General features: G+C 71.5%; 21 protein-coding genes. 3 read left to right on the forward strand and 18 right to left on the reverse strand.

Features of this window, described 5'->3' with window-relative positions; translation table 11 throughout:
- From B9O00_RS33400 to B9O00_RS33660, 6 genes are all read right to left on the reverse strand, one after another.
- Window positions 1-1,020, reverse strand: a 1,020-nt coding sequence (locus tag B9O00_RS33400; RefSeq protein ID WP_235017045.1) for a PAS domain-containing protein, incomplete at its 3' end; no start/stop codon positions are given.
- Window positions 1,021-1,298: 278 nt separating this feature from the next.
- Window positions 1,299-1,532, reverse strand: coding sequence for a hypothetical protein (locus B9O00_RS05710; protein ID WP_085121506.1), 234 nt, complete (start codon window positions 1,530-1,532; stop codon window positions 1,299-1,301).
- A gap of 171 nt (window positions 1,533-1,703) precedes the next feature.
- Entirely contained in the window at window positions 1,704-4,844 is a 3,141-nt protein-coding gene (locus B9O00_RS05715; protein ID WP_085121507.1) for an efflux RND transporter permease subunit, read from the reverse strand.
- Window positions 4,841-6,016: an efflux RND transporter periplasmic adaptor subunit gene (locus B9O00_RS05720; protein WP_085121508.1), complete on the reverse strand. Its 1,176-nt coding sequence runs from the start codon at window positions 6,014-6,016 to the stop codon at window positions 4,841-4,843. The genes B9O00_RS05715 and B9O00_RS05720 overlap by 4 nt, the downstream gene beginning before the upstream one ends.
- Window positions 6,013-6,789 carry a TetR/AcrR family transcriptional regulator gene (locus B9O00_RS05725; RefSeq protein WP_085121509.1) on the reverse strand — a complete coding sequence of 259 codons (777 nt, stop codon included), beginning with the start codon at window positions 6,787-6,789 and terminating at the stop codon, window positions 6,013-6,015. Before B9O00_RS05725 ends, B9O00_RS05720 begins: the two co-directional genes overlap by 4 nt.
- A gap of 66 nt (window positions 6,790-6,855) precedes the next feature.
- On the reverse strand, window positions 6,856-7,446 hold the full coding sequence (locus B9O00_RS33660) for a CGNR zinc finger domain-containing protein (protein ID WP_085121510.1): 591 nt from the start codon (window positions 7,444-7,446) through the stop codon (window positions 6,856-6,858).
- Between the two features lie 71 nt (window positions 7,447-7,517).
- Here B9O00_RS33660 and B9O00_RS05735 point away from each other — a divergent pair, with 71 nt between their 5' ends.
- The 3 genes from B9O00_RS05735 to B9O00_RS05745 all read left to right on the forward strand — a co-directional run bounded on the left by B9O00_RS05735 (window position 7,518) and on the right by B9O00_RS05745 (window position 9,666).
- Complete coding sequence (locus tag B9O00_RS05735; RefSeq protein ID WP_085121511.1) at window positions 7,518-8,282, forward strand: 3-keto-5-aminohexanoate cleavage protein; 765 nt, start codon at window positions 7,518-7,520, stop codon at window positions 8,280-8,282.
- An 11-nt stretch (window positions 8,283-8,293) separates the two neighbouring features.
- Window positions 8,294-9,232, forward strand: a complete 939-nt coding sequence (locus B9O00_RS05740; RefSeq protein ID WP_085121512.1) for a cation diffusion facilitator family transporter — start codon at window positions 8,294-8,296, stop codon at window positions 9,230-9,232.
- Window positions 9,233-9,321: 89 nt separating this feature from the next.
- Window positions 9,322-9,666 (forward strand): putative quinol monooxygenase, encoded by a 345-nt coding sequence (locus tag B9O00_RS05745; protein ID WP_085121513.1) that lies wholly within the window; start codon window positions 9,322-9,324, stop codon window positions 9,664-9,666.
- On the opposite strand, the gene ureG is transcribed toward B9O00_RS05745, so the two are convergent.
- The 12 genes from ureG to urtA form a co-directional block, all read right to left on the reverse strand.
- A complete protein-coding gene (ureG, locus tag B9O00_RS05750; protein WP_085121514.1) occupies window positions 9,644-10,273 on the reverse strand; it encodes an urease accessory protein UreG in 630 nt (209 codons plus the stop codon). The genes B9O00_RS05745 and ureG overlap by 23 nt on opposite strands.
- Window positions 10,274-10,460: 187 nt before the next feature.
- A complete protein-coding gene (locus tag B9O00_RS05755; protein ID WP_085121515.1) occupies window positions 10,461-11,177 on the reverse strand; it encodes an urease accessory protein UreF in 717 nt (238 codons plus the stop codon).
- Complete coding sequence (locus B9O00_RS05760) at window positions 11,167-11,673, reverse strand: urease accessory protein UreE (protein WP_085121516.1); 507 nt, start codon at window positions 11,671-11,673, stop codon at window positions 11,167-11,169. Before B9O00_RS05760 ends, B9O00_RS05755 begins: the two co-directional genes overlap by 11 nt.
- A 195-nt stretch (window positions 11,674-11,868) precedes the next feature.
- Window positions 11,869-13,581, reverse strand: coding sequence for an urease subunit alpha (gene ureC, locus B9O00_RS05765; protein ID WP_085121517.1), 1,713 nt, complete (start codon window positions 13,579-13,581; stop codon window positions 11,869-11,871).
- Window positions 13,582-13,583: 2 nt separating this feature from the next.
- A complete protein-coding gene (locus B9O00_RS05770; protein ID WP_085121518.1) occupies window positions 13,584-13,889 on the reverse strand; it encodes an urease subunit beta in 306 nt (101 codons plus the stop codon).
- A 253-nt stretch (window positions 13,890-14,142) separates the two neighbouring features.
- Window positions 14,143-14,445: an urease subunit gamma gene (locus B9O00_RS05775; protein WP_085121519.1), complete on the reverse strand. Its 303-nt coding sequence runs from the start codon at window positions 14,443-14,445 to the stop codon at window positions 14,143-14,145.
- Window positions 14,446-14,490: 45 nt separating this feature from the next.
- Window positions 14,491-15,381 (reverse strand): urease accessory protein UreD, encoded by an 891-nt coding sequence (locus B9O00_RS05780; protein ID WP_085121520.1) that lies wholly within the window; start codon window positions 15,379-15,381, stop codon window positions 14,491-14,493.
- Complete coding sequence (urtE, locus tag B9O00_RS05785; protein WP_085121521.1) at window positions 15,356-16,051, reverse strand: urea ABC transporter ATP-binding subunit UrtE; 696 nt, start codon at window positions 16,049-16,051, stop codon at window positions 15,356-15,358. The genes B9O00_RS05780 and urtE overlap by 26 nt, the downstream gene beginning before the upstream one ends.
- Window positions 16,052-16,055: 4 nt before the next feature.
- Complete coding sequence (urtD, locus tag B9O00_RS05790) at window positions 16,056-16,832, reverse strand: urea ABC transporter ATP-binding protein UrtD (RefSeq protein WP_085121522.1); 777 nt, start codon at window positions 16,830-16,832, stop codon at window positions 16,056-16,058.
- A complete protein-coding gene (urtC, locus tag B9O00_RS05795; protein WP_085121523.1) occupies window positions 16,829-18,034 on the reverse strand; it encodes an urea ABC transporter permease subunit UrtC in 1,206 nt (401 codons plus the stop codon). Before urtC ends, urtD begins: the two co-directional genes overlap by 4 nt.
- A complete protein-coding gene (urtB, locus tag B9O00_RS05800; RefSeq protein WP_322111182.1) occupies window positions 18,031-19,719 on the reverse strand; it encodes an urea ABC transporter permease subunit UrtB in 1,689 nt (562 codons plus the stop codon). Before urtB ends, urtC begins: the two co-directional genes overlap by 4 nt.
- A 96-nt stretch (window positions 19,720-19,815) precedes the next feature.
- The gene (gene urtA / locus B9O00_RS05805) at window positions 19,816-21,072 is read right to left on the reverse strand and encodes an urea ABC transporter substrate-binding protein (protein ID WP_322111183.1); all 1,257 of its coding nucleotides are present in this window, start codon (window positions 21,070-21,072) and stop codon (window positions 19,816-19,818) included.
- Window positions 21,073-21,155 lie beyond the last annotated feature (83 nt).

A 21,155-nucleotide genomic window follows, 5' to 3' on the forward strand; every position in this document is an offset into this window, starting at 1 on the left:
GGCGTCGAGGATCGGATTGTAGGAGGCCTGCAGCCAGACTTCGTGGCCGTCCTTGGCCATGCGCTTGAACTCGCCGGCCTGGTACTCGCCGCGCCGCAGGTTGTCCCAGAAGGAGCGGTACTCGGCGCTGTCCCGCTCGCCCGGCTCGACGAAGATCGAGTGGTGCTTGCCCTTGATCTCGTCCAGCCGGTAGCCGACGGCGGCCAGGAAGTTCTCGTTCGCCGTGAGGATGGTGCCGTCGAGCTTGAACTCGATGACCGCCTGCGACTTGCCGATCGCCGCCAGCTGGCCCGCGAAGTCGGCGTTGCGCAGCTTCTCGGCCGTGATGTCGCTGGCGAACTTGACCACCTTGTAGGGCCGGCCGCCGGCGTCGAGGATCGGATTGTAGGAGGCCTGCAGCCAGACTTCGTGGCCGTCCTTGGCCATGCGCTTGAACTCGCCGGCCTGGTACTCGCCGCGCCCGAGCCTGGCCCAGAACTCCTTGTAGCCGGCGCCGTCGCGCTCCGCCGGGTCGACGAAGATCGAGTGGTGCCTGCCCTTGATCTCGGCCAGCCCGTAGCCGAGCGTCTTCAGGAAGTTCTCGTTCGCCGTGATGACCTTGCCGTCCAGCCCGAACTCGATCACCGCCTGCGACTTGCCGATCGCCGACAGCTGGCCGGCCAGGTCGGCGTTGCGCCGCTTCTGCTCGGTGACGTCGCTGGCGAACTTGACGACCTTGAAGGGCTTGCCGTCGCGTCCCAGGATCGGGTTGTAGGAGGCCTGCAGCCAGACGTCATGGCCGTCCCTGGCGATGCGCTTGAACTCGCCGGCCTGGTACTCGCCGCGCCCGAGCCTGGCCCAGAACTCCTTGTAGCCGGCACTCCCGCGCTCCGCCGGATCGACGAAGATCGAGTGGTGCTTGCCCTTGATCTCGGGCAGCTCGTAGCCGAGCGTCTTCAGGAAGTTCTCGTTGGCCGTGATGACCTTGCCGTCCAGGCCGAACTCGATCACCGCCTGCGAGCGGCCGATCGCCGCCAGCATGGCCTCCAACTCGTGGCCTCCAGCGGCCCCGCCGATCCGTAGCATTGCGTTCCCCTTTGCGATGAGGCAAGCGATGTTGCCTGCAGCAGAAATCGATACCCGAAGGCACTTAATTCCCTGTTAAAACCACGTTCGTCTTGCCATCTATTGAACAGTATTCTTCTGTACTTGTGACTTGGTTGTAAAACACAACCAACGCGACGAACGTGACGAGCATTACTTCTCGCGGTGCAGCATCGCGCGGACCGCCCCACCGACGGCCTCCGCGCGATCGCGCCTCAGCAGGCGCCGACCTGCAGCGCCTCCGGCCGGCGCAACGGCGGGCGGCCGCGACGGCGCGGCGCGGGCCGGCCGGCCGGCGCCTCCCCCGCGGCGAGGGCCTGCAGCTCCCGGCGGGCCTGTTCCAGGCAGTGCAGCTCGTAGCGGTCCTCGCGGTCCCAGACCTCGATGCAGCTGAGCTTGATCTCGACCAGGTCGAGCAGGGTTTCCAGGCAGGGCTTGGACAGGGTCATCGATCGCTCCCTTCGTTGGCCGGGGGCCGGCGGCCCCGTCGTCTGTGTCGTCGGCCATTCTAGGGAGCGCGGCCGCCGGCGATATCCGGCCGTTCGGCTAGGCGGACGATCAATCGGACGGTGTCCCTGTCCATTCGGACAGGGTGGCGGCCCGGCCGGTGGACAGGCGCCCTATTCGGCGGCGGCCGGCTTGTCGAGCGCGATCGGCTTCTCGGCGCCCAGGGCCGCGGGCTCGCGGCGCGCGAGCGGGTTGCCGACGCGGCTGCCCAGGCGGTCGAGCCGGATGTAGAGCACCGGCGTGATGTAGAGCGTCAGCAGCTGCGAGATCACCAGGCCGCCGACGACCGCGAGGCCGAGCGGCTGGCGCGCCTCGGAGCCGGTGCCGAAGCCGACCGCGATCGGCAGCGTGCCCATCAGCGCCGCCGCCGTGGTCATCATGATCGGCCGGAAGCGCACGACCGCCGCGAAGTAGATCGCCTCGCGGGGCGCGAGCCCCTCGCCGCGCTGCCGCTCCAGGGCGAAGTCGATCATCATGATCGCGTTCTTCTTGACGATGCCGATCAGCATGATGATGCCGACGAAGGCATAGAGGCTGAGCGGCAGGTCGAAGAGCTCCAGGGTGATCAGCGCGCCGACCGCCGCAGAGGGCAGGCCCGACAGGATGGTCAGCGGGTGGATGAAGCTCTCATAGAGGATCCCGAGCACGATGTAGACCACGACCACCGCCAGCAGCAGCAGCAGGCCCATGCCCTGCAGCGAGTCCTGGAAGGCCTGGGCGGTGCCGGCGAAGGCGGTCTGCACGCTGTCCGGCAGCTTGACCTGGCGCTCGACCTCGGCGATCCGCGCCACGGCCTGGCTAAGCGAGACGCCGGGCGCCAGGTTGAAGGAGATGGTCACCGCCGGCAGCTGGCCCTGGTGGTTCACGGTCAGCGCCATCGAGCTGCGGTCGATGCGGGTCACCGCGGTCAGCGGCACCAGCTTGCCGCTGGCCGAGCGGATGAACAGGCGCTGGAAGGCGCCGCTGTCCTTCTGGAAGCGCGGCTCGACCTCGAGCAGCACCTCGTACTGGTTCGAGGCCGTGTAGATCGTCGAGATCTGCTGGCCGCCGAAGGCCGCCGCCAGGCCCTGCTCGATCTGGTCCGGGGTGACGCCGAGCGCGGCCGCCCGGTCGCGGTCGATGGTCACCCGGATCGAGGGAGTCGAGAGGTCGAGGTCGCTGGTCACGTCCTGGAAGCCCTGCGTCTCGCCCAGGGCGCGGGTCAGGCGCTGGGCCGCGTCGTAGAGCGCGTGCAGGTCGAGGCCCTGCAGGGTGTACTGGTAGGCCGCCTTGGACAGCCGCCCGCCGATGCGGATCGACGGCGGATTCTGGATGAAGACGTTGAGCCCGGGCAGGTTCGCCAGCTGCTTGCGCAGCACCTGGCCGATCTGGTCGGCCGAGAGGTCGCGTTCGCCGCGCGGCTTCAGGCGGATGAAGATCGTGCCGGAGTTGGACGTCGCGCGCGGCCCGCCGGCGCCGACCGACGACATGATCGTCTCGACGTCCGGGTTCCTCAGGATGATCTTCGCGGCGCGCTGCTGGTGGGCGACCATGTCGACGAAGGAGATGCCGTTGACCCCCTCGGTGAAGGCGATCAGCCGCCCGGTGTCCTCGCTCGGCAGGAAGTCCTTGGGCACCGCCCTGAACAGCCAGACCGAGGCGACGACGCTGGCCAGGAAGACCAGCAGGATCAGGCCCTGGCGCTTCAGGCTCCACTGCAGCGAGCGGTCGTAGCCGTTCTGCAGGGCGTCGAAGCAGCGCTCGCTCCAGCGGTAGAGCGCACCATGCCGCACCTTGTGGTCGGCGACCATGCGGCTGCACAGCATCGGCGTCAGCGAGATCGAGACCAGGCCGGAGACCAGGATCGCCAGCACGATGGTCACCGCGAACTCGTGCAGCAGGCGGCCGACGATGCCGCCCATGAACAGCAGCGGGATGAAGACCGCGGCCAGCGAGATGGTCATCGACAGGATCGTGAAGCCGATCTCGCGCGCGCCCCTGAGCGCCGCCTCGTAGCGCTTCTCGCCGGACTCGACGTGGCGCACGATGTTCTCGAGCATGACGATGGCGTCGTCGACGACGAAGCCGACCGACAGGGTCAGCGCCATCAGCGACAGGTTGTCCAGGCTGTAGCCGAAGATCGCCATGCCGGCGAAGGTGCCGATGACGGCGATCGGCAGCGCCAGCGAGGGGATGATCGTCGCCGAGAGGTTGCGCAGGAACAGGAAGATCACCAGCACGACCAGGGCGGCGGCCAGCATCAGGGTGAACTGCACGTCGTCGACCGCGGCCCGGATCGACTGGCTGCGGTCGTAGAGGACGTGGAGCGAGACCGCCGGCGGCAGCTGCGCCTCGAAGGCCGGCAGCACCTTCTTGATCTGGTCGACCACGGCGATGGTGTTGGAGCCGGGCTGACGCTGGATCGCCAGGATCACGGCGCGGCTGTCGTTGTACCAGCTCGCGACCTTGTTGTTCTCGACGCTGTCGACGATCCGGCCGACGTCGCCGAAGCGCACCGGCGCGCCGTTGCGGTAGGCGACGATCTGGCGGGCGAAGGCCTTGGCGTCGAGCAGCTGGCCCTCGGTGCGGATCACCGCGGCGCGCGTGCTGCCCTCGAGCGTGCCGGTCGGGCGGTTGACGTTGGCCGCCTGGGCCGCCGAGGCGACCTCGTCGAGGCCGATGCCGCGCGCCGCCAGGGCGTCGGGATCGACCTGCAGGCGGATCGCGAACTTCTGCGAGCCGTAGACGCTGACCTGGGCGACGCCGTCGATCGTCGAGATGCGCCGCGCCAGCTGGCTCTCGGCGTACTCGTCGACGGTGGACAGCGGCAGGGTCGGCGAGGCCAGGGCCAGGTAGAGCACGGCGAAGGCCGCCGGGTTGACCTTGCGCAGGCGCGGCGCCTGGGTCATCTCGGCCGGCAGCTTGTTGGCCGCCGCGGCGATCGCCGACTGCACGTCCTGGGCGGCGGCGTCGATGCTGCGCTCCAGGTTGAACTGGATGGTGATGCGCGACTGGCCGAGCGTCGAGGTCGAGGTCATCGAATCGATGCCCGCGATCGTCGAGAACTCGTTCTCGAGCGGCGTCGCGACCGCCGAGGCCATGGTCTCCGGATCGGCGCCCGGCAGCTCGGCGGTCACCGAGATCGTCGGGAACTCGACGTCCGGCAGCTCGCTGACCGGCAGCTTGAGGTAGCCGATCACGCCGAAGATCAGCACCGCGGCCATGACCAGCGTGGTCATGACCGGCCGGCGGATGAAGGGCTCGGCGATGTTCATGAGCCCGGCGCCTTGCCCGCGGCGCCCGCGTCGGCCTGCGGCGCCGGCTCGATCGTCACCTTCATGCCGGGCGCGAGCCGCAGCTGGCCGTCGCGCACCACCGTCTCGCCGGCCTCCAGGCCCTTGCCGATCACCGAGATCTCGTCGGTCTCGTAGTCGGGAACGACGGGCCGGGCCTCGACCGTCTGGTCGTCCTTGACGACGTAGACGTAGGGCCCGTCCTGGCCGGTGTTGACGGCATCGCGCGGCACCGTCACGGCGTTCCGGAAGCGGGTGATCTCCAGGTCCGCGTTGACGAACTGCCCGGGCACGAGCCGGCCGTCGGCATTGTCGAAGCTGGCGCGCAGGGCGATCGTGCCGGCCGCGCTGTTCACCTGGTTGTCGATGAAGTCGACCTTGGCGCGCAGCGGCGGCCGGTCGTCGCCGGGGATGCGCACCTCGACCTCCAGGCCCGGCCCGGCGAGGCGCTGCTGCAGCTTCGGCAGGTCCTGCTGCGGCAGGGTGAAGGAGACGCGCACCGGCCGGATCTGGGTGACCACGACCAGCGCGGTGTCGGCGTTGGCCTTCACCAGGTTGCCGGGCTGCACCAGCATGACGCCGGTCTTGCCGTCGATCGGCGAGCGGATCTCGGTGTAGCTGAGGTTGAGCTTGGCCAGCTCGACCGCCGCCTGGTCGGCGGCCACGGTCGCCGCGATCGCCTTCGAGGCCGCCTCGGCCTGGTCGAACTGCTGGGCCGAGGCATAGCCCTTCTTCGACAGGCTGCCGTAGCGGCCGAGGTCGGCCCTGGCGCTCTCGGCCTGCGCCCGGTCGCGCTGCAGCACGGCCTCGGCCTGGTCGAGCGACGCCTGGTAGAAGCGCGGGTCGAGGCGGAACAGCAGGTCGCCCTTCCTGACCGTCTGGCCCTCGGTGAAGAAGGCTTCCTGGACCTGGCCGTCGACCCGCGACTTGATCTGCACCGTCGCCGCCGCCTCGACCGTGCCGATGGTCCGGGCGAGCTCCGGCACGTCGCGCCGTTCCGCCTTGGCGACGACGACCGGGGCGGTCCGGCCGGCCTTGCCCGCGGGCCCGGCGGCCTCGGCCCGCCCGCCGGAATCCGGCAGCAGCAGGCCGGCAGCGAGTCCGCCGACGACGGCGAGCGCGACGAGCGTCAGGAGGGAGCGGTGCAGGCTCATGGCACGCGGGCCTTCTCTGCGGCGCGGGCTCGGACGGCCTCGGCTCCGGCCGTCTCGGGGTTGGCGGTCTCGGGGGCGGCGGTCTCGGGGTCGGCGGTCTCGGGGCCGGGGCCCTCGGGGTCGGGGCCCTCGGGCGCCAGGGCCGTCAGGACGAAGTCCTTGATGGCGGCGGTCACGCGCTCGCGGCCGGTCGCCGCGCTGGCCCCGTCGTGCAGCACCGGCGCCAGGCTGCCGCGCACCATGCCGACGATCAGCGAGGGCGCCACCTCCAGGTCGACCGGCCGCAGCCGGCCGCCGGCCGCCCCCTCGGCGAGCGCGCCGCGCAGCGCGCCGACGATCGCCGCGCGGTGGCGCCGGAACAGGCGCCGCCACTGCTCGGTCAGGCCGCGCTGCTGGCCGTCGACCAGGCGCAGGCAGGCGAGCTGGTCGCCGGTGACCGAGGTGATCTCCTCGACCATCGCAAGCAGCCGGGCCAGGGGGTCGGCGATGCTCGCGCAGTCCTGCAGGCGTGCCGCCAGCTCGCCGAGGCCGGCGTCCAAGACGGCGAGCAGCAGCGCGTCCTTGGACGGGAAGTAGCGGTAGAGCGTGGCCTTGCCGATGCTGGCCTCGGCCGCGACCGCATCCATGTGCAGCGCGTCGAGGTCGCGGCCGCGCAGCAGCAGGGCCGCGGCCCGCAGGATCCGCGCACGACGTTCGGTGCGCCATTTCGGCTCGTCGGGCTCGGCATCGAAGGGCTCCAGGCGCGCGGCCCGGACGGTGGCGGATCTGATCATGAATGGAACCTAGCAGTTCCAGATGAAACCCGTGAGTCTCGTTTCGGTGATCCGGGCGCCGTGCCGTCAGCGGCCCGGCCGGGCCGCCCTGCCGCGGAAGGCCGCCTTCTTCTCGCGGTTGCCGCAGCCGGCCATCGAGCACCAGCGGCGGCGGCCCGGCCGCGAGCTGTCGAGGAACCAGACCGAGCAGTCGTCGGCGGCGCACTGGCGGACCCGCTCGAGCGGTCCCTCGGCGAAGAGCGCCACGGCGTCGCGCGCGACGGCGGCCAGCGCCGCCTCCAGCGGCCGTCCCGCGACCGGTGCCGCCCGGCGCCCCACGGCGGCGAGCTGCGGCGCCGGGTCGGGCCGCCCGGCCCGCTCGTTCAGCAGGGCGAGGTCGGCCGGTTCCGGCCGCGCGCCCTCCAGGGCCGCCCGCAGCACGCGATGGATGGCCTCGCGCAGGCCCCGGGCCTCCGCGAGCTCGCCCGCGGAGACCGCCGGCGCCTCGGCGAGAACGCCCGCTTCGAGGCACCAGCGGCCGAGATCCGCCGGCCGGCGCCAGCGGTCGAAGGCCAGTCCCTCGCGGTCGCCGACCGTCGCCAGGAAGTCGAGGCATAGGCGGCCCGCGCGGAAGTGGAAGTCCCAGTCCTCTGGATTCAGCGTGGTGGGCTCGGTCATGGCACTGGTTTAACCGGTTCCTTCGTGCTAGACAATTGGAACCTGTCAAACCGGTTCCAACGGAGGGTGCGATGCTGCAGGCCTGCCTCAACGGCGATCGGACGAAGTCCTTCAACCCGGCGGTGCCGGTGACGCCGGCCGAGCTGGCCGCCGAGGCCGCGGCGGCGGTCGCCGCGGGCGCCACCGAGCTGCACTTCCACCCGCGCGACGCCGCCGGCCGGGAGAGCCTGGCGCCGGACGACGTCGCGGCCGCCCTGGCGGCGGTGCGGCGGGCCGTGCCCGGCGTCCCGCTCGGCCTCTCGACCCACTGGCAGATCGCGCCGGGCGGACGCGCGCGGCAGGCCCTGCTCGCCGCCTGGCAGGAGCGGCCGGACTACGTCTCGGTCAATCTGGGCGAGCCGGACGCGCCGGAGGTCGTCCGCCTGATGCTGGCCCGGGGCATCGGGGTCGAGGCCGGGCTCTGGTCGCGGGCCGATGCCGAGCGCTTCCTCGCCCTGCCCGAGGCGCCGGCCTGTCACCGCGTGCTGATCGAGCTGGTCGTCGAGCCGGAGCCGGCCGCGGCCCTGGCGACGGCGCGCGCGATCCTGGCGAGGCTGGACGCCGCGGCCTGCCCCCTGCCCCGCCTGCTGCACGGCCAGGACGCCACCCAGTGGCCACTCTACCGCGAGTCCCTGGCGCTGGGCCTCGACGGCCGCATCGGCTTCGAGGACGGCGGCTGGCTGCCCGACGGCCGCCCGGCCGCCGGCAACGCCGAGCTGGTCGCTGCGGCGCTGCAGGCGGCCGGCCCTGCCGGACGGAACCCGGAGAGGCTCGACGAGTTGCCGTCCTGCAGGTAGCAAGGGAGCCGATGCCGTCCTCGTCCTCTTCGGGCCACAGCCCGATCACCGTCTACGGCGCGATCGCCGCCAACCTGGTGATCGCCGCCGCCAAGTTCGTCGCCGCGCTGGCGACCGGCAGCTCCGCCATGCTGTCGGAGTCGATCCACTCGGTGGTCGACACCGGCAACCAGCTGCTGATCCTGCTCGGGCTCTCCCGCAGCCGGAAGCCGGCCGACGCACGACATCCCTTCGGCTACGGCAAGGAGCTCTATTTCTGGAGCCTGATCGTCGCCATGCTGCTGTTCGGCATCGGCGGCGGCCTGTCGCTCTACGAGGGCTACCAGCACGTTCGGCAGCCGGTCGCCGTGACCGATCCGCTGTGGAACTTCGTCGTGCTCGGCGTCGCCTTCCTGGCCGAAGGCGGTTCCTGGCTGGTCGCGGTGCGCGAGATGATGAAGACGCGCCGCGGCCGGGACGACGCCTTCGACACCTTCCAGCGCAGCAAGGACCCCTCGGTCTTCGTGGTCGTCGGCGAGGACAGCGCGGCCCTCGCCGGCATCGTCATCGCCGCCCTCGGCGTCGGCCTGTCGCACTGGCTCGAACGGCCCTGGATCGACGGGCTGTCCTCGGTCCTGATCGGCCTGGTGCTGATCTTCGTCGCGGTGCTGCTGATCTGGGAGAGCCGGGCCCTGGTGATGGGCGAGGCCGCCGACGCGGAGGTCGTCCAGCAGATCCGCCGCCTCGCCGAGGCCGACCCCGCGGTCGCCGCCGTCGAGCCGCCGCTGACCATGCAGCTCGGCCGCAACTCCGTGCTGCTGAATCTGGAGCTCCACTGCCGCCCGGAGCTGCCCGCCGACGCGGTCCTGGCCGCGCTCGCCCGCGTCGAGGCCGGCATCCGCGAGGCCTGCCCGACGGTCCGCCGGGTCTTCGTCAAGGTGGCGAACGGCGACGGGAGCGCCAACCCCTGACGTTGCTTCGGCCGTCGCCGAAGCACTCCTGCCCGAGAGCCCGGCAGGCTCCGTCTCCCCGCCGCGGCGATCAGAGAAGGAGACCGGCCATGCTCGACCCGAGGCTGCTGAACGAGGGCTTCGTCGTCGCCATCGCGATCGAGGCCAAGCCCGGCGAGGCCGACCGGGTCGCCGCCCTGCTGGCGGATCTTGCCGTGCCCTCGAATGCCGAGCCGGGCATGAAGGCCTTCCTGCCCTACCGGAGCCCGAGCGATCCGGCATCCTTCTTCATCTACGAGCTCTACCGCGACGAAGCCGCCTGGGCCGAGCACCAGGCGACCGCGCACTTCAAGGCGGCGATCCCGGAGCTCCTGAAGCTGGTCGCCCGGCGCGAGCGCACGCCCTTCGTCCCCTACGCTCCGCTGTGCCTCCCTACGCCAGCCCGCCCTGCCTGAGCACGAAGTCGGCGACCTCGGCGACGCCCTGGCCGGCCTTGAGGTTGGTGAAGAGGAAGGGCCGCTCGCCGCGCATCCGCCTGCTGTCGCGCTCCATCACGCCAAGGTCGGCGCCGACCAGGGGCGCGAGATCGATCTTGTTGATGATCAGCAGGTCCGAGCGCGTGATGCCGGGGCCGCCCTTGCGCGGGATCTTCTCGCCGGCCGAGACGTCGATGACATAGAGCGTCAGGTCGGCCAGCTCGGGGCTGAAGGTGGCGGCCAGGTTGTCGCCGCCCGACTCGATGAAGCAGAGCTCGGCCTTGGGGAAGAGCGCGCGCATCTGTTCCAGGGCGACCAGGTTGATCGAGGCGTCCTCGCGGATCGCGGTGTGCGGGCAGCCGCCGGTCTCGACGCCCATGATCCGCTCGGCCGGCAGGGCGCCGGCGCGGGTCAGGATCTGCTGGTCCTCCTTGGTGTAGATGTCGTTGGTCACGACGAAGAGGTCGTGGCGGTCGCGCAGGTGCTTGCAGAGCGCCTCGACCAGCGCGGTCTTGCCGGAGCCGACCGGCCCCCCGATGCCGACGCGCAGGGGGCCATGATCGTGGGGGCCGGGAGTGGATGACATGGAGGGCCTCTTCGGTTGACTAGGGTCTCAGCGTGACCGGGCTGCGCTGTTCGCCGGATCGCCACGACGTCGCCCCCTTGTCCGTCATCCCCGCGAAGGCGGGGATCCAGAGCGGCCTGCTCGGAGCCTGTGCCCCTGGATCCCCGCCTTCGCGGGGATGACGGAATAAGAGGGGGCTGCCGGCCGGTCACGAGCGGAACAGTCGGCTGTACTGGGTCTCGTGGACCAGGGTCGCGATCTCGACCAGGAGGCCGGCCGAGCCGAGGTCCTCCGGATCGGCGGCGAGCGCCGCGGCGACGGCTTCGGCGACCGCCGGCTCCAGGCGTGCCAGGGCGCGCTGGCCGTCGGTCTGGCCGAGCAGGCCGAGCCGCAACGCGGCGCTGACCAGGTTGGCCAGCGTGCCCTGCAGGAAGCAGGCGAGGCCCTGCTCCGCGGCGATGCCGTGAGCGGCGCAGGCCGCCCCGGCTGCGACGGCCAGGCTGGCCGGCAGGCCGCGCGCGGCGAGCAGCGCGACCAGCGCGTCGAGCGCCGGCGCCGGCCAGACCGCGCGCAGGGTCGCCAGGAAGGCGCTGCCCTGCTGGCTGCTCTCCAGGGCCAGCTCGGCCGAGCCGCGCAGCGCCGCCGCCAGCCCGGCCGTCTCGGCCAGGGCCGCCCGGTCCCCCGCACCGGTCTCGCGGTGGGCGCGCAGGAACAGGATCGCCTCGCTGCGCAACGTGCCCTCGGCGAGGTCCGAGGCCAGCCAGTCGACCAGGCCGTCGAGATCGCCGATCCAGCCGGCCTCCAGCGCTGCCTCCAGGCCGTGGGAATAGCTGAAGCCGCCGACCGGGAAGGCCGGCGAGAACCAGGCCTGCAGGCGCAGCAGCGCCCCGGTCTCCGAAAGCCCCGCGGACGGCTCAGTGGTCATGGTCGTGGTGATGATGGTGGCCGCCGCCCTGCCCCGCCGGGCCGGCGTAGGCGCCGCCTTCGGGCTGGAAGGGCGCCGTCGTCTCGACCACGGTGGCGCCGAGGCCGCGCAGCATCCCGGCGATCACCGGATCGGGCCTGAGGCGCAGCACCGCGCCCGCCCCCTCCGGCGCCAGCTCGGTCGGCAGATGCCGGTTGCCGAGGTGCCAGGCCAGGCGCGCCAGGGTCAGGGGATCCCCGGCGCGCACCTCCATGACCGGCTCGGCCGCCGCGCGCACCGCGACCCAGCCGCCGGATTCGAGGCGCAGGCCGTCGCCCTCGGCCAGCGCGACGGCGCGCGGCAGGTCGAGCAGCAGCGCCGTTCCCCTGTCGCCGCTCAGCCGGATGCGCCGCCGGTGCCGCGCGTCGAAGTCGAGCGTGACGCTGTCGAGCGCCTCGCCGGCGGGCCAGTGCCCAGCCGGCGCGTGTTCGACCAGCCTGGGAAGAGGGTCGGTCACTCGGCAGACCTCCCTCTCCGCCCCCCCGGGGGGCGGAGGGTCGGGGAGAGGTGGGGTCGCGGACTCTGAAGGAAGCGCCGGCGCCGGCCGAAAGGCCCGAAGGCCCCCCACCTCTCCGCGCGATAACGCCGCGCTCCGCGCCCCTCTCCGCCCCCGGGGGCGGAGAGGGAAATTGGAACCGCGTTCATGGCCCCCTCAGAACAGGAAGTAGCGCTGCGCCATCGGCAGGACCTCGGCCGGGGCGCAGGTCAGCAGCCTGCCGTCGGCGCGCACCTCGTAGGTCTCGGGATCGACCTCGATGGCCGGCAGCAGGTCGTTGAGCTTCATCGCCGCCTTGCCGATGCCGCCGCGGGTGTTCCGCACCGGCAGCAGGGTCTTGGCGAGGCCGAAGCGGCGGCCGAGGTCGCGCTCCAGGCCGGCCTGGCTGACGAAGGTCACGCTGCTCTCGGTCAGGGAGCGGCCGAAGGCGCCGAACATCGGCCGCATGTACTCGGGCTGCGGCGTCGGGATCGAGGCGTTGGGGTCGCCCATCACGGCGGCGGCGATCGTGCCGCACTTCAGCACCAGGGCCGGCTTGACGCCGAAGAAGGCCGGCGACCAGAGCACCAGGTCGGCCAGCTTGCCGACCTCGACCGAGCCGACGTGCCCGGCGACGCCCTGGGCGATCGCCGGGTTGATCGTGTACTTGGCGACGTAGCGGCGGGCGCGCAGGTTGTCGTTCTCGCCGGTCTCGCCGGCCAGCCGCCCGAACTGCCGCTTCATCTTGTCGGCGGTCTGCCAGGTGCGGATCACGACCTCGCCGACCCGGCCCATGGCCTGGCTGTCCGAGGAGATGATCGAGAAGGCGCCGAGGTCGTGCAGGATGTCCTCGGCGGCGATCGTCTCCTTGCGGATCCGGCTCTCGGCGAAGGCGACGTCCTCGGGGATGCGCTGGTCCAGGTGATGACAGACCATCAGCATGTCCAGGTGCTCGTCGAGGGTGTTGACCGTGTAGGGCCGCGTCGGGTTGGTCGACGAGGGGATGACGTTGGCCTCGCCGCAGACCTTGATGATGTCCGGCGCGTGCCCGCCGCCGGCGCCCTCGGTGTGGAAGGCGTGGATCGTGCGGCCCTTGAAGGCCCTGATCGTGTTCTCGACGAAGCCGCTCTCGTTGAGGGTATCGGTGTGGATCAGCACCTGGACGTCGAGGTCGTCGGCGACCGAGAGGCAGCAGTCGATGGCGCCCGGCGTGGTGCCCCAGTCCTCGTGCAGCTTCAGGCCGCAGGCCCCGGCCTCGACCTGCTCGACCAGGCCGGCCGGCAGGCTGGCGTTGCCCTTGCCGAAGAACCCGAGGTTCATCGGGAAGGCCTCGGCGGCCTGCAGCATGCGCGCCAGGTGCCAGGGCCCCGGCGTGCAGGTCGTGGCGTTGGTGCCGGTCGCAGGTCCCGTGCCGCCGCCCATCATGGTGGTGATGCCGGAGTAGAGCGCCTCCTCGATCTGCTGCGGGCAGATGAAGTGGATGTGCACGTCCAGGCCGCCGGCCGTGACGATCTTGCCCTCGCCGGCGATCGCCTCGGTCGAGGGGCCGACGACGATGTCGACGCCGGGCTGGACGTCGGGGTTGCCGGCCTTGCCGATCGCGGCGATGCGGCCGTCCCGGATGCCGATGTCGGCCTTGACGATGCCCCAGTGGTCGAGGATCAGCGCGTTGGTGATGACCGTGTCGACGGCGCCCTGGGCGCGCGTCGCCTGCGACTGGCCCATGCCGTCGCGGATCACCTTGCCGCCGCCGAACTTGACCTCCTCGCCGTAGGTCGTGCGGTCCTCCTCGACCTCGATGAAGAGCTCGGTGTCGGCAAGGCGCACCCGGTCGCCGACCGTGGGCCCGTACATGTCCGCATAGGCGGCACGGCCGATTCTCGTCGCCATGGTCAGAGCTCCCCCATCACCGCCTGGTTGAAGCCGTAGACCTTGCGGTCGCCGAGGTAGGCGACCAGGCGCACCTCGCGGCTCTGGCCCGGCTCGAAGCGCACCGCCGTGCCGGCCGGGATGTCGAGACGCATGCCGCGCGCCTTGTCGCGGTCGAAGGCGAGCGCCGAGTTGGTCTCGAAGAAATGGTAGTGGCTGCCGACCTGGACCGGCCGGTCGCCGCTGTTGGTGACGGTCAGGGTCACGGCCTCGCGGCCCTCGTTGAGGACGATCTCGCCCTCGGCCGGAATGACTTCGCCCGGGATCATCGCTTTCCTCCCTTTCCCGCACTCCGCCCCTCCGGGCCCGTCCTCCCTCTCCGCCCCTCCGGGGCTGCTCTCCCTCCCCGCCCCTTCGGGGGGGAGAGGGTCGGGGAGAGGTGGGGAGCGGCGGCTCGGCCGGCGAGGAGGTCGGAGGTCGGGAGCGACGGGAAGGTCTGGATCCCCCACCTCTCCCTGCCCTCTCCGCCCCCCGGGGCGGAGAGGGAAAACTTGACGAGATCACGCATGCTTACCGCACGCCTCACCGGATCGGCTGGTGGACGGTGACCAGCTTGGTGCCGTCCGGGAAGGTCGCCTCGACCTGCACCTCGTGCAGCATCTCGGCGATGCCCTCCATGACCTGGTCGCGGCTCAGCACGCCGGCGCCGGCCGCCATCAGCTCGGCGACCGGGCGGCCATCGCGGGCGCCCTCGACGACGAAGTCGGTGATCAGCGCGACCGCCTCCGGATAGTTCAGCTTGACGCCGCGCTCGAGGCGCCGGCGCGCGACCACGGCGGCCATCGCGATCATCAGCTTGTCCCGCTCCCGCGGCGTCAGATGCATGCCCCGCCCCTCCCCTCGGCGTCTTCGTTCAACTCGACCAGACCCTCAGCTCGACCAGACCCTGGGCAGCCCCGGCCCGGCGCCGGGCACCAGGCCGCGCAGCACGGCCAGGGCCTCGACCACGGCGGCGCGCAGCGCCGCCGCCTCGCGCGCCAGCAGGCGGCAGAGCAGCAGGCCGGGCAGCGCCCCGACACCGGCCGTGACCCCGGCGAAGCCGTAGAGCCGCTCGCGCAGGGCCTCGACCAGCGGCTCGAGGCCGCTCTCGGCGACGTGGATCAGGGTCGCGACGGCGCCGGCGCCGCCGAGCAGCGCGCGGCGCGCCGCCAGGGCGGCGACCGGCCCCTCGAGCCTGAGGTTGTCGGCCCAGAGCAGGCGGCCGTCGCGGCGCACCCGCCAGACGTCGCGCAGCGCGCCTCGGCACAGCGTCTCGCCGTGGCCGGCACGGCCGAGCAGCAGCCATTCCAGCGCCGTCGCCCGGGCGCCGCCGCTCAGCTCCAGGGTCGTGGCGCGCGCCAGGCGCGCGCCGTCGAAGGCGATGGTCTCCTGCGGCAGCCACTCCAGCAGGGCGCCGTCGGAGGCTGACAGCCGGGTCTCGATCAGCGCCGGCCGGTCGAGCGCGCGGTAGAGCTTCTCGGCGGCCTGGCTGGTCGCCCGCGCGGTGATCGCGCCCGACGCCTCGAAGCCCCAGGCCAGGCGGTCGCCGCCGGCGACGCCGCCGGCGGTGTTGACGAAGACCACCTCGGCGGCCGAGCGCCCCTCGACCCGCGGCAGCAGGGCCCGGCAGGGGCTCTTCTGCTCTAGCACGGCGAGCGCGGGCCCGGCCGGGCCGCGGCGCAGCACGACCCGAGCCGCGCCCGCGGCGCGCTGCAGGTCGGCGTCGCCGGTCGCGCCCTGTTCGGGACCCGGCAGGTCAGACCGTGAGGTGGCGGCGGACATCGTCCTCGTCGAGCTGGTCGCGCGGGCCGGCGAGCAGGATCTCGCCGCGGTCCATGACGGCGAAGAAGTCGGCCAGGTCGCGGGCGAAGTCGAAGTACTGCTCGACCAGCAGGATCGCCATGCCGCCGCGCTCGCGCAAGAGCTCGATGACCCGGCCGATGTCCTTGATGATCGAGGGCTGGATGCCCTCGGTCGGCTCGTCCAGCACCAGGAGGCGCGGCCGCGTCACCAGGGCCCGGGCGATGGCGAGCTGCTGCTGCTGGCCGCCCGACAGGTCGCCGCCGCGCCGACCGAGCATCTGCCTGAGGACCGGGAAGAGCTCGAAGATCTCCTCCGGCACGTTGCGGTCCTTGCGCGGCACCGCGGCGAAGCCGGTCTCCAGGTTCTCGCGCACGCTCAGCAGCGGGAAGATCTCGCGGCCCTGGGGCACGTAGGCGATGCCGCGCCGCGCCCGCTCGAAGGGCCGGAGCTTCGCGATGTCCTGGCCTTCCCAGAGGATGCGCCCGGCGCTGATCGGGTGCTGGCCGACGACGGCGCGCAAGAGGCTGGTCTTGCCGACGCCGTTGCGGCCGAGCAGGCAGGTCACCTTGCCGATCTCGGCACCGAGCGAGACCCGGCGCAGCGCCTGGGCGGCACCGTAGTGGAGATCGACCGCTTCGGCCTGCAGCATCTTTCTAGCGCCCCAGGTAGACTTCGACGACGCGCTCGTCGGCGCTGACGTGGTCGAGCGAGCCCTCGGCCAGCACCGAGCCCTCGTGCAGCACCGTGACGTGGACGCCGAGGTCGCGCACGAAGGTCATGTCGTGCTCGACCACCACGACCGAGTGGTCGCAGGCGATCTCGCGCAGCAGGCGCGCCGTCTCCTCGGTCTCGGCGTCGGTCATGCCGGCGACCGGCTCGTCGACCAGCAGCAGGCGCGGATCCTGGGCCAGCAGCATGCCGATCTCCAGCCACTGCTTCTGGCCGTGCGACAGGCCGGCGGCCAGCGCGTCGCGGCGGTGGGTCAGGCGGATCGTCTCCAGGATCTCCTCGATCCGCCGCCGGCCCTCGGCATCGGTGCGGCCGAAGAGGATTGGGAAGACCCGGCGCGGGCCGGACAGCGCCAGGTCCAGGTTGTCCCAGACGGTGTGGCTCTCGAAGACCGTCGGCTTCTGGAACTTGCGGCCGATGCCGAGCGAGGCGATCGCCGCCTCGTCGAGCTTGGTCAGGTCGGTCGTGCCGCCGAAGTAGACCTCGCCGACGTCGGGCCGGGTCTTGCCGGTGATGACATCCATCATGGTCGTCTTGCCGGCGCCGTTCGGGCCGATGATGGCGCGCATCTCGCCCTCGGCGACGGTGAAGGACAGGCCGTTGAGCGCCTTGAAGCCGTCGAAGGAGACCGAGACGCCGTCGAGGTAGAGCAGCGTGTCGCCGGCCTTGAGCGGCACGGCGGCGGGAACCTGCAGGGTCATGATGCGCGCTCCGGAGCGGCGGGCCCAGCGGCCGGCGCCGCCGCGGGCGGCTCGGCATCCCCGCCGCTCTCGGCCAGGGTGCCCTCGCCGGTCGCGGCGGGCCCTCGCCAGCGCCGGCCGCGCCACAGCGCCGTCGCCGTGCCGACGATGCCCTTGGGCAGCAGCAGGGTGACCGCGACGAACAGGCCGCCCAGCGCGAAGAGCCAGAGCTCGGGCAGCACGCCGGTGAACCAGGTCTTGCCGAAGTTGACCAGGATCGCGCCGATGATCGCGCCGATCAGCGTGCCGCGGCCGCCGACCGCGACCCAGATCACGACCTCGATCGAGTTGGCCGGCGCGAACTCGCTGGGATTGATGATGCCGATCTGCGGCACGTAGAGCGCGCCGGCGACCCCGGCCATGCAGGCCGAGAGGGTGAAGACGAAGAGCTTGTACATCTCGACCCGGTAGCCGAGGAAGCGCGTCCGGCTCTCGGCGTCGCGCACCGCGACCAGCACGCGGCCCAGCTTCGAGCGCACGACACAGGAGGCGATCAGGTAGCCGAGGCCGAGCGCGACGGCGGTCGCGACGAAGAGACCCGCGCGCGTGCCCTCGTCCTGGATCGGGAAGCCGAGGATGTCCTTGAAGTCGGTCAGGCCGTTGTTGCCGCCGAAGCCCATGTCGTTGCGGAAGAAGGCGAGCAGCAGGGCGAAGGTCATCGCCTGGGTGATGATCGAGAGGTAGACGCCGGTGACCCGCGAGCGGAAGGCGAACCAGCCGAACACGAAGGCCAGCAGGCCCGGCACCAGCAGCACCATGACCGCGGCGAACCAGAACTGGTCGAAGCCGTGCCAGTACCAGGGCAGCGTCTTCCAGTTCAGGAAGACCATGAAGTCCGGCAGGACCGGATTGCCGTAGACGCCGCGGGTGCCGATCTGGCGCATCAGGTACATGCCCATGGCGTAGCCGCCGAGCGCGAAGAAGGCGCCGTGGCCGAGCGAGAGGATGCCGCAGAAGCCCCAGATCAGGTCGACCGAGAGCGCCAGCAGGGCGTAGCAGAGGTACTTGCCCAGCAGCGTGACCGCGTAGGACGGGATGTGCAGGCCCGAGCCCGCCGGCGTCGCCAGGTTGAGCAGCGGCACGACGACCGCGACCGCGGCCAGGACGGCCAGGAAGACCAGGGCGCGGCGGTCGAGGCCGCGCAGCAGGAAGGCGGTGATCACTGGTCCACCGCCCGGCCCTTGAGCGCGAAGAGGCCGCGCGGGCGCTTCTGGATGAACAGGATGATGAAGACCAGCACCAGCACCTTGCCGAGCACGGCGCCGGCGTAGGGCTCCAGGAACTTATTGACGATGCCCAGGGTGAAGGCGCCGACCAGCGTGCCCCAGAGATTGCCGACGCCGCCGAACACCACGACCATGAAGGAATCGATGATGTAGCCCTGGCCGAGATTGGGGCTGACGTTGTCGATCTGGCTGAGCGCCACGCCGGCGATGCCGGCGATCCCGGAGCCGAGCGCGAAGGTCAGCATGTCGGTCCAGGGCGTCCGGATGCCCATCGAGGCGGCCATGCGGCGGTTCTGGGTCACGGCGCGCATCTGCAGGCCGAAGGCCGAGCGCTTCAGCAGGACCAGCAGGGCGGCGAAGACCAGCAGCGCGAAGATCACGATGTAGAGGCGGTTGTAGGTGATCAGCAGGCCGCCGACGTGGGTCGCGCCGGACATCCAGTCGGGCGCCCCGACCTCCTTGTTGGTCGGGCCGAAGAGCGTGCGCACCGCCTGCTGCAGCATCAGCGACAGGCCCCAGGTCGCGAGCAGAGTCTCCAGCGGCCGGCCGTAGAGGAAGCGGATCACGCAGCGCTCGATGGCGGCGCCGACCGCGGCCGAGACCAGGAAGGCGAGCGGCAGCGCGATCCACAGCGACCAGGCGAAGAGCTCCGGCGCCCAGCCGCGGATCGCCTGCTGCACCACGAAGGTCGTGTAGGCGCCGAGCATGACCATCTCGCCGTGGGCCATGTTGATCACGCCCATGACGCCGAAGGTGATGGCGAGGCCGATCGCGGCGAGCAGCAGCACGCTGCCCAGCGACAGGCCGTACCAGACGTTCTGCGCCGCCTCCCAGAGCGCGAGGTTCTCCTTGATCGCCCCGGCCGCCTTGGCGGCGGCCGCGCGCAGCGCGGGATCGACCTTGCCGTCCGGCGCAGCGACCAGGCCGGACAGCGCCGCCAGGGCGTCGCGGTCGCCGCGCGCGCGCAGCGTCTCGACGGCGTCGAGCCTGTCGCCGGCGTCAGCCGAGGGCGTGTTCAGCAGGATGCGGGCGCGCGCCTCGCGCATCAGCTCGGCGATCCCGGGGTCCTTCTCGGCGGCCAGGGCGGCCTCGAGCGGCTCGAGCGCCTCGGGATCGGCGGCGTCGAACACCGACTGGACCGCCGCGCGGCGCTGCGCGGGGTCGCGGCTGCGCAGGGTCAGGCCGCCGAGCGCCGTGCGGATCGCGCGGCGCAGGTTGTTGTTGACGCGGATCTTGTCGACGGCGCCGCGCGCCGCCTCGCCCGCGGCCTCCCCGGTCAGCGGGTCGGTCAGCTGGTAGCCCGCGCCGCCGCGCTTGCCGATGAAGACCGCGTGGTCGGCCTTGCGGACGTAGAGGTCGCCCTCGCTGAGCGCCTCGAGCGCCGGCACGACGCGCGGGTCGCCGGTCTCGGCCAGGCTGCCGATCGCCGTCTCGGTCTTGTCGAAGTCGAAGCCGCCCTGCCCCAGCGCGTCGACCAGCGGACGCAGGTCGCCGGCCTCCTGGGCCCGGGCCGCCCCGGCAGCGAGGAACAGCGCGAGGCAGCCGAGCAGCAGCAGGAGGCCCGGCAGGCCGCGCGTCGCGGGACGCCGGGAACGCCGGATGGCAGGCGGGCGGAACAGCACGGTCGCTCCGATACGGCGGAGGGGATCGTCAGGAAAGGGCGGGTCCGGCCGGCCAAACCCCTTGGAACTGGCCGGACCCGCTGCGGCGGGGCAGACTCAGGTGCCCTTGCCGCCGCACTTGCCTGTCTTGACGTTGAAGTTCCCGCAGCTCATCGGCTTGCGCCAATCCGAGATCAGGTCCTTCGAGTCCGGCAGGTAGTCGGACCAGGCATCGCCCGGCACCAGGCCCGGAGTCTCGTAGACGACCTCGAACTGGCCGTCGTCCTGGATCTCGCCGATCAGCACCGGCTTGGTGATGTGGTGGTTCGGCATCATGGTCGCGTAGCCGCCGGTCAGGTTCGGCACCGCGACGCCGATGATCGCGTCGATCACCGCGTCGGGATCGGTGGTGCCGGCCTTCTCGACCGCCTTCACCCACATGTTGAAGCCGATGTAGTGGGCCTCCATCGGATCGTTGGTCACGCGCTTGTCGTTCTTGATGAAGGCGTGCCACTTCTTGATGAACTCGGCGTTCTCGGGCGTGTCGACGCTCATAAAGTAGTTCCAGGCCGCGAGGTGGCCGACCAGCGGTGCCGTGTCGATGCCCGCCAGCTCCTCCTCGCCGACCGAGAAGGCGACGACCGGGATGTCCTCGGCCTTGATGCCCTGGTTGGCGAGCTCCTTGTAGAACGGCACGTTGGCGTCGCCGTTGATCGTCGAGACCACGGCGGTCTTCTTGCCGGCCGAGCCGAAGCGCTTGATCTCGGCGACGATCGACTGCCAGTCCGACTGACCGAACGGCGTGTAGTTGATCATGATGTCGGCGGCGGCGACGCCCTTGTCCTTGAGGTAGGCCTCCAGGATCTTGTTGGTCGTGCGCGGATAGACGTAGTCCGTGCCGGCCAGCACCCAGCGCTCGACGCTCTCGACCGACATCAGGTAGTCGACCGCCGGGATCGCCTGCTGGTTCGGGGCGGCGCCGGTGTAGAAGACGTTGCGCTGGGATTCCTCGCCCTCGTACTGCACCGGATAGAAGAGGATGTTGTTCAGCTCCTCGAAGACCGGCAGCACCGACTTGCGCGAGACCGAGGTCCAGCAGCCGAACACCGCCGCGACCTTGTCGACCGAGATCAGCTCGCGCGCCTTCTCGGCGAACAGCGGCCAGTTCGAGGCCGGGTCGACGACCACCGCCTCGAGCTTCTTGCCGAGCAGACCGCCCTTCTTGTTCTGCTCGTCGATGAGCATCAGCATGGCGTCCTTCAGCGTGGTCTCGCTGATCGCCATGGTGCCGGACAGGGAATGCAGGATGCCGACCTTGATCGTCTCGTCCGCCGCGAAGGCGGGCAGGCCCGTCAGCGGGGCCGCGGCGGCCATGATTGCCGCGCTCGCGGCCATGCGAAGTACGCTGCGTCGTCCCATCTTCATCTTGTTGGTGCCTCCCCACGGAAAGAAGTTTG

It is taken from the genome of Tistlia consotensis USBA 355 (assembly GCF_900177295.1).
Taxonomy (GTDB): Bacteria; Pseudomonadota; Alphaproteobacteria; order Kiloniellales; family DSM-21159; genus Tistlia; species Tistlia consotensis.

Bases quoted from the DNA above. Each gene is read 5' to 3' on its own strand.
- B9O00_RS05710 (WP_085121506.1), bottom strand. From the start codon at position 1,532: ATGACCCTGTCCAAGCCCTGCCTGGAAACCCTGCTCGACCTGGTCGAG.
- B9O00_RS05715 (WP_085121507.1), bottom strand. From the start codon at position 4,844: ATGAACATCGCCGAGCCCTTCATCCGCCGGCCGGTCATGACCACGCTG.
- B9O00_RS05720 (WP_085121508.1), bottom strand. From the start codon at position 6,016: ATGAGCCTGCACCGCTCCCTCCTGACGCTCGTCGCGCTCGCCGTCGTC.
- B9O00_RS05725 (WP_085121509.1), bottom strand. From the start codon at position 6,789: ATGATCAGATCCGCCACCGTCCGGGCCGCGCGCCTGGAGCCCTTCGAT.
- B9O00_RS33660 (WP_085121510.1), bottom strand. From the start codon at position 7,446: ATGACCGAGCCCACCACGCTGAATCCAGAGGACTGGGACTTCCACTTC.
- B9O00_RS05735 (WP_085121511.1), top strand. From the start codon at position 7,518: ATGCTGCAGGCCTGCCTCAACGGCGATCGGACGAAGTCCTTCAACCCG.
- B9O00_RS05740 (WP_085121512.1), top strand. From the start codon at position 8,294: ATGCCGTCCTCGTCCTCTTCGGGCCACAGCCCGATCACCGTCTACGGC.
- B9O00_RS05745 (WP_085121513.1), top strand. From the start codon at position 9,322: ATGCTCGACCCGAGGCTGCTGAACGAGGGCTTCGTCGTCGCCATCGCG.
- ureG (WP_085121514.1), bottom strand. From the start codon at position 10,273: ATGTCATCCACTCCCGGCCCCCACGATCATGGCCCCCTGCGCGTCGGC.
- B9O00_RS05755 (WP_085121515.1), bottom strand. From the start codon at position 11,177: ATGACCACTGAGCCGTCCGCGGGGCTTTCGGAGACCGGGGCGCTGCTG.
- ureC (WP_085121517.1), bottom strand. From the start codon at position 13,581: ATGGCGACGAGAATCGGCCGTGCCGCCTATGCGGACATGTACGGGCCC.
- B9O00_RS05770 (WP_085121518.1), bottom strand. From the start codon at position 13,889: ATGATCCCGGGCGAAGTCATTCCGGCCGAGGGCGAGATCGTCCTCAAC.
- B9O00_RS05775 (WP_085121519.1), bottom strand. From the start codon at position 14,445: ATGCATCTGACGCCGCGGGAGCGGGACAAGCTGATGATCGCGATGGCC.
- B9O00_RS05780 (WP_085121520.1), bottom strand. From the start codon at position 15,381: ATGTCCGCCGCCACCTCACGGTCTGACCTGCCGGGTCCCGAACAGGGC.
- urtE (WP_085121521.1), bottom strand. From the start codon at position 16,051: ATGCTGCAGGCCGAAGCGGTCGATCTCCACTACGGTGCCGCCCAGGCG.
- urtD (WP_085121522.1), bottom strand. From the start codon at position 16,832: ATGACCCTGCAGGTTCCCGCCGCCGTGCCGCTCAAGGCCGGCGACACG.
- urtA (WP_322111183.1), bottom strand. From the start codon at position 21,072: ATGGCCGCCGCGGCCCCGCTGACGGGCCTGCCCGCCTTCGCGGCGGAC.